General features: G+C 40.5%; 13 protein-coding genes. 1 reads left to right on the forward strand and 12 read right to left on the reverse strand.

What is annotated here, in order from left to right:
- Positions 1–15 precede the first annotated feature (15 nt).
- The 11 genes from E0485_RS01290 to ebgA all read right to left on the reverse strand — a co-directional run bounded on the left by E0485_RS01290 (position 16) and on the right by ebgA (position 10,406).
- Positions 16–414 carry a GNAT family N-acetyltransferase gene (locus E0485_RS01290; protein WP_207910912.1) on the reverse strand — a complete coding sequence of 133 codons (399 nt, stop codon included), beginning with the start codon at positions 412–414 and terminating at the stop codon, positions 16–18.
- The gene (locus E0485_RS01295; RefSeq protein WP_132415756.1) at positions 414–992 is read right to left on the reverse strand and encodes a histidine phosphatase family protein; all 579 of its coding nucleotides are present in this window, start codon (positions 990–992) and stop codon (positions 414–416) included. Before E0485_RS01295 ends, E0485_RS01290 begins: the two co-directional genes overlap by 1 nt.
- Before the next feature lie 15 nt (positions 993–1,007).
- Positions 1,008–1,472 (reverse strand): DinB family protein, encoded by a 465-nt coding sequence (locus E0485_RS01300; protein ID WP_132415758.1) that lies wholly within the window; start codon positions 1,470–1,472, stop codon positions 1,008–1,010.
- 23 nt (positions 1,473–1,495) lie between these two features.
- The gene (locus E0485_RS01305; RefSeq protein WP_132415760.1) at positions 1,496–1,963 is read right to left on the reverse strand and encodes a GNAT family N-acetyltransferase; all 468 of its coding nucleotides are present in this window, start codon (positions 1,961–1,963) and stop codon (positions 1,496–1,498) included.
- Between the two features lie 31 nt (positions 1,964–1,994).
- A complete protein-coding gene (locus E0485_RS01310) occupies positions 1,995–2,450 on the reverse strand; it encodes an NUDIX domain-containing protein (RefSeq protein WP_132416439.1) in 456 nt (151 codons plus the stop codon).
- Positions 2,451–2,467: 17 nt separating this feature from the next.
- Complete coding sequence (locus tag E0485_RS01315; protein WP_132415762.1) at positions 2,468–3,259, reverse strand: class I SAM-dependent methyltransferase; 792 nt, start codon at positions 3,257–3,259, stop codon at positions 2,468–2,470.
- A 496-nt stretch (positions 3,260–3,755) separates the two neighbouring features.
- On the reverse strand, positions 3,756–4,316 hold the full coding sequence (locus tag E0485_RS01320; RefSeq protein ID WP_132415764.1) for a DEAD/DEAH box helicase family protein: 561 nt from the start codon (positions 4,314–4,316) through the stop codon (positions 3,756–3,758).
- Positions 4,317–4,321: 5 nt separating this feature from the next.
- Positions 4,322–4,717: a group-specific protein gene (locus tag E0485_RS01325; RefSeq protein ID WP_132415766.1), complete on the reverse strand. Its 396-nt coding sequence runs from the start codon at positions 4,715–4,717 to the stop codon at positions 4,322–4,324.
- 26 nt (positions 4,718–4,743) lie between these two features.
- Positions 4,744–5,214, reverse strand: a complete 471-nt coding sequence (ybaK, locus tag E0485_RS01330; RefSeq protein WP_132415768.1) for a Cys-tRNA(Pro) deacylase — start codon at positions 5,212–5,214, stop codon at positions 4,744–4,746.
- A 132-nt stretch (positions 5,215–5,346) separates the two neighbouring features.
- A complete protein-coding gene (locus E0485_RS01335) occupies positions 5,347–6,882 on the reverse strand; it encodes an ABC-F family ATP-binding cassette domain-containing protein (protein WP_132415770.1) in 1,536 nt (511 codons plus the stop codon).
- A 446-nt stretch (positions 6,883–7,328) separates the two neighbouring features.
- A complete protein-coding gene (gene ebgA / locus E0485_RS01340) occupies positions 7,329–10,406 on the reverse strand; it encodes a beta-galactosidase subunit alpha (RefSeq protein ID WP_132416441.1) in 3,078 nt (1,025 codons plus the stop codon).
- 239 nt (positions 10,407–10,645) lie between these two features.
- On the opposite strand from ebgA, the gene E0485_RS01345 reads away from it, so the two are divergent.
- A complete protein-coding gene (locus E0485_RS01345; protein ID WP_132415772.1) occupies positions 10,646–11,092 on the forward strand; it encodes a GNAT family N-acetyltransferase in 447 nt (148 codons plus the stop codon).
- Between the two features lie 61 nt (positions 11,093–11,153).
- On the opposite strand, the gene E0485_RS01350 is transcribed toward E0485_RS01345, so the two are convergent.
- Positions 11,154–12,278 carry a Ger(x)C family spore germination protein gene (locus E0485_RS01350; protein ID WP_132415774.1) on the reverse strand — a complete coding sequence of 375 codons (1,125 nt, stop codon included), beginning with the start codon at positions 12,276–12,278 and terminating at the stop codon, positions 11,154–11,156.
- Positions 12,279–12,280 lie beyond the last annotated feature (2 nt).

Raw genomic sequence — 12,280 nt, forward strand, 5'->3', positions numbered from 1 at the left:
CATGATCGTAAGATTTTATCGTTTTCTCCTGATTACAAATGCATTATCAACAGACTCAAATCCGATCCGTGGATAATAGTCCATTGCACCTGGGGCAGACAATAGGAGTAGCATACATTGTTCACCAATCATCTCTTGTACCTTACTAACCAGTTCCTTGCCTATCCCCTGCTTCTGGTAGTTACGGTCGACTGCAAGATCGGATAAATAACAGCAGTAAGAATAATCCGTGATGGCTCTGGCTACGCCAACCATTATGCCATTGTCCCAAGCGGTAACGAGGATGTCTGCTTCATCGATCATATGCTGAATTCTTGGAAGGTCTTCGCTTGGTCTATTGATCCCTGAATTCAGAAATACTTGAGCGACATCCTTCGCTTTTTGTAACTTATCATCTGAATATACGATCATCATTACGCCTCTACCTCCCATAATCGTTCGACACATTCTAATTGATTTTGAACGAATGTCATTTTGTAAATGTCTGGTTTAGAAGTCTGATTCCAGAACTCATAGCCATAGCTGCGATCATAGTAATTCATGATGATCGTCATGATGCCTCCATGCGTACCTACGACTACGCTTTTACCTTTATATTCTTGAAGCAGATGCTCTATTACAGGAATCGTTCTGAATTGCGCTTCCTTCGTCGTTTCGCCGCCTTCTAGGGCATAATCATGATCGATAAAAGATCGCTCAATCGCCTTCATTAATTCTCCCCAAGGTGCCTCATAGCCTAAGCCTTTGATCGGTCTTTCTCGTAATTCTTCATAAGGAATGATAGGCAGCCCTTTCGCATCTGCTAAACATTGAACCGTCTGAATTGCCCTCGTATAGGAGCTGGATACGATATGATCGATGCTAACATCTGTTAAGAGGTCAGCAATTTGACGAGCAGCTTCAAACCCTTCCTCTGACAAGCCTCTCATCTTTTCTTGACCAAATACATATGGTGATTCTGCATGTCTAACCATATAAATGGTAGTCTTCATCAGAAGATCTCCTTTCTAGCTCAACAGGTTTCTATGAATAAAATTTGGATCGACTGGCTTAATTCCGAGTTCCCTTGCCCAGACGGACAATTGACCAATATGATGGATTTCATGAGCGACAACATGCCTAACGATCTCACCCAATGCCATAGTTTCACCTGACCAAGGTACTATAACTTGATCATGATCTTGATCACCAGTCCAGTTATTGATATAATCTGCAATTTCATTGTGATATTGCTTCGATAATTCTCTTACAGCCTCTAAGGTCTGATAGTCTGCGAAATCAGGATCTTCAACTGGTTTACCCATCATTGCACAGACCCAGCTATATTCCACATCAACGATATGAAAAATAGTTCGCAAAAATGAACCTACGCCACCAACACGTTCCTTCATTAATTCCTCAGAATCAAGCTGCTCAAGCAGTAAGATCCACTCTTCACGAATCTGCCAGTTGTACTTAAAGAGATGTTTCATCCCATCACCTCTCCTTCTTTCAATTATTTTGCTTGAGCAAAATCCAAGCGATACACTACTTCTCCATCATAAATGTCACCTGTCTCTACGAAACCACATTTTATATATAGAGCTCTCGCCAGTGTATTCTCTGCATTCACCGTTAAATTCAAGCAAATGCTTTGCAGATAGTGCGCTTTAACATAATCAATCACAAGTTGAATTGCAGCCTTTGCGTAACCTTTGCCCTGCTCTGCTTGATCAATCAAAAACCCATTCATCCAATAGCACCAATTCGTTGATACATCGACTGTCACCATAACGAATCCTATGAGTAGGTCATCACTCATAATGCATAACGGAAAATAATCGCAATGCTCACCATCTGGTCGAATATGAACTTTAGCAAGGGAGACAGCCACGGATGGAACATAATGCAATTGATGTTCATGTACTTGCAATCTCAGTGCTTCTAACCAGTTATCACGAGTCGTCGGTACTAAATGGATCATATTTGCACTCCCCAATTACCAAGGATATTCTTTAATTGATGTCACCAAGATAGCTTGGCTTTGTTACTTTATTCCGAAGGATCCCAGTTAATCCTTGCGGATACAATCGAATCTCATTCAGTTTATCGATATCGATCCATTCAATTCCGATTTGAGTATCATCCGGATTAGTTGGTTTGAAGGCATCTGCCTTATTCAGAATTTCGCATTCAAAATAAAACTCTACCTGATGCACATCTTGATCCCAATCGGCAAACTCATGGTTCCTGCCAATGTATTCTCGTATGTATACAATATCTTTAACGCTTACCTGACATCCAATTTCCTCAAGGCATTCTCTAATTACCGTGTCTTTAAGCTCCTCAAACTTCTCCTGTCCACCACCTGGAAATATATAGAAGTGCCCTTCCTGATCTTCATTTTTTGTTAGCAGGAGCTGATCATTCTCAATAATAATTGCCTTAGCTGAATTTCGGATCGGTTTCATCATCATCCTCCGTGATATTATATTTTCTCAGCAATTATGGTAAAAGTCTTTGGAATCCCTTTGTCAAAAACATCCGAGGACAGATTAGGCTGTTCATCCAAAACTTTAATGCACAAACCTTGACTAGCAATAGCAGTCACAATCTCCCCAAGTGTCCATTGACGTAATAGTACCTTGCTAGACTCCTCATTGCTGGAATTTGCCTGCAAATACTTCGAGTAGGCGACTTCTTTTTCCACGAGTGCTGTATCAAAATAATCCCCTGTTACCTTATGCTTGCGAATATTTGCAGTTGTACCCTTGGAAGAAATTAATTTCGTGGATACAGGATGAAAATCTTGCAGAATAAGTCTTCCACCAACACTTAGAAGCTTAGACACAACGGCAAATAGAGGCTCCATATTTTGAAAATAATGAAGAATCCCATTTTCCATGAGCACGGTATCATAAGATGAGCGCAGTTCTTCCTGTGGCATTTGAAGAACATCCGAAAGGAGATACTTAATCTCCACTCCAGCTTCTCGTGCCAATTCCGTTGCATACGCTTGATTTTCAATTGAGAAATCAACAACAGTTACTTGATGACCGAGTATAGCTAGCGCAACTGCTTTCATACCGTTAGAACCAAGTAGATTGATAATCGCTTGCTTGTCATCGCTAGCACCAATATGTTGATAAAGCCTGCCAACTCCCTTAACAGGATCGGATTTCAGCTTATGCGCTGCAGCTTCAGGTGTGCCAAATCGATTAATCCATGCTTGAAACGTACTGGAATTCCAAGCGTCTTTATTGATCTGTAATGTTTCCAAGTTGAAAGCCTCCAATTAACGAACAATTCCAATAGCATCAAAAAAATCACTTTTATGCCAAAAATCAAAATTAATAGAATAGGTAGAAGACAAGATTAATAAATAGAGTCAAAATGCCACAAACAATTCCTACGATTATAAAGGTTCTCAAATTCTTATTCGGTGAGCCGAATGTATCAATATAGGCTAATACACAAAGAATTATTCCACTTATCGCAATGATGGTCGAATATAATGGAGAGAACAACGATAAGATTCCTAGCACTATGCCAACATAGGCTTTCAAATTATTTTTCATTCAATTACACGTCCCCTATAATTCTATTATGTCGCAATAGTTTGAATTATTAAGCTTATATCCTAGAATGAATGATTATAAGATTCGCTAAACTTATAATCTTGATCATATTAACATAATTCGGGGCTATTCGTCACTGAATTCTAACCTTTCTGATAAGCATAATTCTTCCCCTAATCTGAATAATCCGCCCATCTACTATAAACTAAATCTCTCTTTGATCATGTAAGCTACTTCTGCAACACTAATCATTGTGTTATTAATCCGAGTGTAATGCTCTCGATCAATTTCTCCTTCGTAGGAATTCAATCGGTGCTTCTCCATCGTTTCGATTAGGTCCTGCTCAGAGAATGCTAGATTTCTCTTGGATGGTTTATGATGCAATCGATTCGGACTTTTATTGCGTTCGAGCCTTACCTCTACATCTGCTTCAAGCTCTACAAAGTAGATCTCTCCACCCTGATCTTGGAAGATTGTGCTGATATGGTTGATATAATCCCAGTCTGCTTGCTGGTCAAATTCCCATACACACGTAAATATCAAACCTTCTAAGTCACTCTTAGCGACTTCTTCAAAAATTCCCTGACGGAATAACTTAACTAATCGTTTGCCAGCAGGTGTACTGTAGCTGAAGAATGGCGACACCAGATCAATCGTCATATGATTATGAAATAGCTTCAATTCCGTAATTGCTGCCAGTTCTTGTCCAACACTCATTTTACCTACTGCTTGAGGTCCAAATAAGATAATAAGCTTCATACTGATCACCCTTTTCGATTTCTTTTATCGATTTGTTCGATTAAGCTATCAATCGTCCCCCTGCATTTAACGATGCCATCCAAATGATAAAATGTACTTGTCGTTTCGAAATCATCGATATCGTTATTCGGCGAGTACAAATAAATCGGAATTCCTTGTCCGAGTGCAAGCCCAAGCTCAATGTGGCTGCCTTTGCCCGCAGGTAAAATCACGATGACAAAATCTGATTCGAGTACAGCTTGCTTTTCATGCTGACCGATTATCCTTAGGTGTTTAAGTGTTGTCGCTTTGTTATTCTGTGTCCAATCATAGGTATGTATATATCCTCGATTAATTAAACAATTACTGACAGATCTCACGATATCTATATTCTTAAAGCTTGAGGCTACATAAAATTTCATTTTTTTCCCCCTAGACACTTCTTGTATTACACAGTTAGGTTAGCCAGTTGAAATGGTATAGCTTTGTGCAATTCTTCGAGTTTCATCTCGAGCTGAAAGCCGATTTTGCCCGCACTGAAGATGATCGTCTCAAATTGTGCTGCCGACTCATCTATCCTCGTCATAAAGCTCTTTTTCATGCCGATAGGCGAACAGCCTCCATGAATATATCCGGTAATAGCCAATAAATCCTTCGATTTAATCATTTCGATTGATTTCTCATTAACGCTTTGAGCTGCCTTTTTCAAATCGAGCTCGTTTGCGACAGGGATTAGAAATACATAATATTTTTTCGATCTTCCAATCGTGACAAGTGTTTTAAACGTTTGCTTCTCATTCTGATTTAGGACATGCGCTACATCAATGCCACTGACGGCATCTGTCTGCGAGTAATCATGACTTGCATACTTCAATTTTAATTTATCCAATATCCTCATTGCATTTGTTTTATGTTCCATCGTTCATCACCTTATTGATTCAATATTTCTCGGTTAAATGCTTTAATTCTACTATGTTGTCTTTCATGTATCAATTAAAATCATAAGAGACCTCTCCCATACTAAGAGTAGAGGTCTCCATCTGTTTATTTCTTAATTCTTACCCTCAATATTGAAAATGCGATCCGCCCAATCTTTATAAAAGGCTGGTTCATGCGATACCAGAATGACGCTTCCTTTGAACTGCTGCAATGCTTTTTGGAGTGCAGTTTTCGTTTCAGCATCGAGATGGTTGGTCGGTTCGTCCAGGATCAGAAGATTGCATGCGCTAAGCATTAAACGACACAGCTTTACCTTGGACTGCTCACCACCGCTTAAAGTATTTATGGATTGCATGACATGCGTATCCTTCACTCCGCACCCAGCCAAATGACGACGTATTTCTTTCACATTCATTTGTGGATAGCTCTCTGAAATGATCTGGAGCGGGGTCAATTGATCATTATCCCATTCTAAATCCTGCTCAAAGTAACCAACATTAACGGGTGCCGCAAAACGGTAGCTGCCAGAAATGCTGGGGAGTGTGCCTACTAAGGTTTTGAGCAAGGTCGATTTCCCTATCCCGTTGAATCCTGTAATGACGAACTTCGAGCCTCCAGTAACGACAAAATTTAGCTCTGGCAGCAGTGGGGTGTTATACCCAACTTCTAATTTCTTAACCTCAAGCGCCTTGTGTACGCTAAGGGGAAGCTCGCGAAAATTGAAGAAAGGCTTGGAAACAAAGGTAGGCGGGGCAATCCGCTCCATCCGCTCCAACTGTTTTCTGCGCCCCTTGGCGTTCTTGGAATTTACGCCAGCTATATTTTTGCGGATAAAAGCTTCTGTCTCTTCGATTTTCTTCTGTTGTGCGTAGTATTGGCGAATATGATCCTCTCTCAAATGTGCTTTTTGTTTCAGAAATTCCGTGTATTTGCCATAATATTTGCGAATGGTTTCCCCTTCGATATCGCAGATGCAGTTCGTAATTCTATCCAAAAAAGCAAAGTTATGTGATACGACAATGAAGGCTTGCTTGCTGTTCATCAGATAATCGCTAAGCCATTCGATATGCGTCGTATCCAGAAAGTTTGTAGGCTCATCAAGTACGAGTACATCGGGCTGCTCTAGTAGAAGCTTTGCAAGAATCACTTTAGCTCGCTGTCCTCCGCTTAGCGTTTCGATCACTCGGTCACAGCCAATGGCATCAAGTCCGAGTCCAGTTGCGATTTTATCAATTTGACTGTCAACCAAATAAAAATCGTTTTGATCGAGCTGTTGTTGATATTCTGCAGCTTTATGAAGGAAGGTCTCATCACCTGTAGCTGCACTTTTCTCATATAGGGCTTGCAGCATTATTTCAATCTCATAAAGCTCGGTGTAGGCGGTTTGCAAATACTCGCGGATCGTACTGCTATTGTCCATCATGGCATATTGGTCTAGATAACCGATCTTCAAATTGGACTGCCATCTGACAGTCCCTTCATCGGGTATCACTTCACCTGTCAAAATATGAATAAGCGTGCTTTTGCCAGTACCATTCTGCCCAACAACACCTAGATGCTCGCCTTTGTACAACTCCAGATTGACCTGCTTATACAGTCTTTTATCCCCAAAGGAATGGGACATATCCATAATCTCTAATAAACTCATCTTAACTCCTCATTTCTGTGTATAAATGCAAAAAAGCAGAAGAACTAGTGCCTAAGCGGCACAAGCCTTCTGCTTTGTCTGTACGTGGCATACGAGTACCTTCGTACAATTTTCAGCTTAAAACTGAAAACAAAATAACAAAAGGCTGCAGACAAAACTTTGTCTACAGCCTCTTAATCGGTATCACTGGCAGAGAGCATCGAGAAATAAGCGTGAGTAATCACACTTTTTAAAAATGCTATCTGCCGATGAATAATAAGCGAATATGCTTATGGATTAAGCTCCGAACAAAGTCTCATCGTTTTTGTCCATTTGTAGGGAGCAGCTTTTGGTTATCAGTTTTTCAGCTTTATAGTTAAACATTGTGAATCATCCTTTCACTAGTTGTAATATTAGTCTGATTCATTAGTTTCGTCAAGATACAGAGACCTATGAAGACAATGATCTTACTTAATCGTCTCCTTCGCCTTACGTACATCCGATATTTCTTTATTCGTGTACACAGACAATTTAACTTTGAGATGGAATGGTTCAAATTTGCAGCGGTACTTATCAAGCTGATTCTGACCGCAAGAATTAGAACCAAGCCCGTTCTGTTTCGCGTCCAAATTCAGTACGATGTAATCCCGTTTTTTCAAATCAATCGTATGCTTGGCCGCATCCAAATCCTCTGCTTCATAATACATCGCGCTAAAATCCATTGATGGATAACCGGCAGCCATAACGCCAACACCATATCGATCGGTTAGCCGTACCCAACGAGTATCGGTGTGATTGCCGTTCTCCTGTGGAACTACGTAATTCGTAAACATGCCATCGACCGTCTGCTCATACACACCAAATAGCCCTGCTTGCTTGGAATCCGCATATGTCTCTCTAGGACCACGACCGTACCACTTGCCGTTCTCGCAATCTTTATTGATATGCAATTTGACCCCAATTCGAGGCAGCATTGCAGGTGCCAGATTAACAAGTCCACTTGGATCACCCTTAACATCTAGCAATACATCTCCATTCGGGTAAATGCGATACTCATAAACAGAACGATAGTACCACGCCGCATTCGTCGCTCCATTCATCGTTTCTACACGTACATAAACATGATCGGTTAATTGTTCAAAGCTCATCTGCTCAACAACCTCGTGCATCAGATGCATGAACGTCGTCTGCTTGTAATCTTGAACGATATACATGTCGTTATCGATTGGTGCGCGCCAGAACTGCAAGGCTGGACCTTTCTCAATCACTAATTTGCCATGCCGCTTCCATGACTTCATAGAACCTTTTACCGTATCAAAAATAATCTCGAATTCATCACCCTGCACAATCAACTCACAATGCTTCTGCGTCATCACAAGTGAGCCTTTAGGTTCAATATATACAGGCTCTGTATCGATTGGCAGACTAAATTGACCCGTCGCTAATTCATGGCCACGCTGAGCCCATTTATAAGAACGGTTGAGTACATAAGAGATATTCAAATAATAATCCGTCCCCTGCTCTGGCTCCCAATCTAGCTGATAATCGAGTTGGATATCCTTACTTGTGCGTGCTGCAATGCCATTTAGACAAGCTCTGCCAGTATGGAGAATTTCCTCATCATGAACGATTGAATAAAGCAGATCTAAATGATCCAGACTGCTAAAATCATATTTACTCTCTACTCGAATCATCCCTTTGGTCAGATCAACAGCATGTGTATGCACGGGTTCTATTACTTTTTTGTACTCTAATAAGCTTGGTGAAGGTGTTCGATCCGGCATAATAAGTCCATCAATACAAAAGTTGCCATTCGTTGGATCATCCCCAAAGTCACCACCGTATCGGTAGTATACCGTTCTATCTTCATGAATGGTCTGGATGCCGTGGTCAAACCATTCCCAGATGAAGCCACCCTGCAAGTGATCATGCGCATAGAACAACTCTTGATACTCGTTCAAATTACCAGGACCGTTGCCCATTGCATGTGCATATTCACAGAGAATATGTGGTTTGGTCGGTGTTTCAGCGATGGTATGTAAAGTTCGCTTTTTGGCAGCAGAATCATTTAAACGTTCTAACCACGAATACATCGTAGATAGCACATCCGTCACTTCCGCCTCACGATCTCCTTCATAATGCACGAGACGTGTCGGGTCTAACTCTCGAGTACGCTTTGCCATCGCTCTAAAATTACAACCAAATCCCGATTCATTGCCTAGGGACCACATAATAATGGATGGATGATTCTTATCTCGTTGCAGCATACGCTCTAGCCGTTCGACATAGGATAGCTCCCAAGCGGGGTCATCCGATATCCAGTTAAAATTCTCCGTCAACTCGAACCCGTGACATTCTAAATCTGTCTCGTCGATTACATACATGCCGTACTCGTCGCACAGATCATACAACCACGTCGAATTCGGATAATGTGCTGTTCGAATAGCATTAATGTTATGCTGCTTCATCAGGTGAATGTCCTTGATCATATCCTCACGTGATACGACTCGACCTGTTATCGGGTGATAATCATGACGATTCACACCTTTAAACTTAATTGCTACACCATTAATCGTAAAAGTTGCTCCTTGAAGCTCTATTTTACGAAATCCGACTTTTTGTGGAATGACCTCTAAAATTTGATCTCTCTGTTTGAAAGTCAGCAACAAATTGTATAGATTCGGCGTCTCTGCTGTCCATAGTTTAGGTGTATCAACGAATTCTTCGATGATTGCTTGATTCGTACAAACTATCGCGTCTCCACTAGCAATCAAGCGTCCTTTATCGTCCAATAACTCATAGCCAACTATACAATCAGCCTGCGCATTGCGCAGAACTGCAGTTACCTGCAGCTTACCTATTGTATAATCCGCGTTCAGGTCTATTACAACCGAATAATCATCAATACCAGTCTTTGGTTGGGTGTATAATTCTACATCACGGAAAATTCCACTTAACCACCACATATCTTGATCTTCCAAATAAGTTCCGTCTGACCATTGGAATACGCGAACTGTCAGATCGTTCTCACCAGTATGCACATAAGGGGTAATATCAAATTCCGCAAGCAGCCTAGCTCCTTTGCTATAGCCTACCTCATGACCATTCACCCATACCTGATAAGCAGAATCCACTCCGTTAAATCGCAGAATCACTTGTTGATCCGCTATCCAATCAGCACCAATCGTAAAGTTGCGTTTATAGATGCCAGTCGGATTATCTGTTGGCACATAAGGAGGATTAATTGGATAATTATACCATAAATCGGAGTATTGCATTTTTCCATAACCTTCTAGCTGCCAATTGCTCGGAACGTTGATCGTATCCCAGCTTGTCGTATCGTAGTCGACTTGCTCAAACCCAATGGGACTGTATTCTGGTGCTAGAAGGAATAAGAATTGCCAGTTGCCATTTAAGCTTTTGTAATGATGTGTATATGCAGGTTCATTCATCAGTGCCGGTTGCTTATTTGCAAATGAATGAAAAAATGCCCTTGGTTTCATTCGATTAAGATGACTTTGTGTATAGTTCTCCCATAATTTCATTGTACGCACAACCTAAATCCTCCGCTATTAATCTCTTATTGATAGGGAAATACTATCATGATATATTAACAGAAACAATCAATGAATTCTGAACATTTTGCCAAAATATTGTTTGTTTCATTACTGAAGGGAGTGATGTGGTATGAAAAATATCCAGGTTATGGTGGTTACAAGAGGAGTTTTGTTATAATCGTAGAGGATGAATTCCTCTGCGAAGTCAACTTTGGGAGGAATTGTATATGGGAATTACACTAAAACCAGTATCTATTGAAAATTGGTACGCTTGTACCAAGCTTAAGGTAAAAACAGAGCAGCTTAATGTCTTTCCTGCACCTGTTGTTTATTGGATTGCGGAATCTAAATATGTGGATGATTTTGAATTACGTGCTGTTTATTGTGAAGAAGATGTAGTCGGATTTATCGTTTTTTGTATGAAGCCAGACACGGATGATAACCACTGGATTCCTGCAATCATGATTGATGAAAAGCATCAAGGCAAAGGCTACGGTAAGACAGCAATGGAATTACTGATTGAGTTAATGCGTACTTCTAATTGCAAAAGAATAATGATCGGACATCGACCAAATAACCAAATTGCTAGTAACTTGTATGAATCTTTGGGGTTTAAAAAGGCTAGTGAAGAAGTAGTAGATGGTGAAGTAATTCGACTTCTTCAAATCATATAGCAATAACAAAGACTGTCGGCACTCGTCGGCAGTCTTTATTATGTTCTCTTTCCGATTCAACTTAGTTTAATACCCCTTTCTTCGTTATTTGCACCTGTATCGCTGGGATAAAATCGACTTTTTGATAATTGCTGCCCCATTCATCCTTCTGTTTCTTCCAAATATCAGGATGAAACGCTCTAAGTTCTCTGCCAATACCTAATCCATCACAGCGGGCTTCTTGTATTTTCCGAAGTGTTTCTTTTGCCAAATCAGTCATCTCTTTCGAAAGGTACTGGTTTAATTCTGCGAGCACTTTTTCCTTATCCAAGTGATCTTTCGGGTATTCAATCACACTCAATTTCATATTTAAATCCAGCTTAACCGTAATACGATCATCCGATTGAGCCTGTACAGTCATTTTTCGCTTTAATTTATCTACACTAAAGGTTAAAAAGTTATACCTATTTTGGCGACCCTCATGTGCAGCATTTATTTTTCGGGTAAATCTAGCCAATTTTTCCCTCCTGTCTTTCAATAATAAATACATTGTAGATTCATCAGGACTTAGCTGGCCTGTCAACTTATTATCATGAAACAGGGCAATACGAGCAACTTTCACTCGGCCCCCTTCTTCTATTAAATAGGGAAGAACAAAATCTTCTCCGGGATCCAACATAACAGAGTAGATATTTTCAAGCGTCACCTTCGGTACAGTTGTTGTCTCTTCTCTGCTCTTGATTAGTTCATCAATTTCTTCTCCGATCAACACATTCCCAACTTTCTTTAGGGAAAGTATGTTTGCTGCTGTCCCTTTGGTCACTCCGATTCTAGCGTTTAAGGCACTTTTAGGGTCACGGTAAAAAGTTTCCAGGATTGGATAAATATCTTGTTTGGCCAGTTCTTCTCCGATGAGAATAATCCGATTTCTATAAGTTACAAGATGTCGCGATACCTGTTCATCTGCATGTTCGCGGGTTTCCATTAGCGTATTGCCAACTGTGTATATAATGTCGTTTTTAGGACTCTGTTGTTCACCTGGCGGCATGTCCCGAATAACAAAGGTGGAGCGAAGCTTACCATTGGGGGCGAGATCAATCCCTTCTCCATAGAGCAAACGAGCATTCTTTAAAAGATCTTGGTCCCAGCAACCATTTACAATTAGGAGAATGAATATGACCGCACATAATACGCAAATCCTTTTCATCT

The sequence above is a fragment of the Paenibacillus albiflavus genome, assembly GCF_004344915.1.
GTDB classification, from domain to species: Bacteria; Bacillota; Bacilli; order Paenibacillales; family NBRC-103111; genus Paenibacillus_AM; species Paenibacillus_AM albiflavus.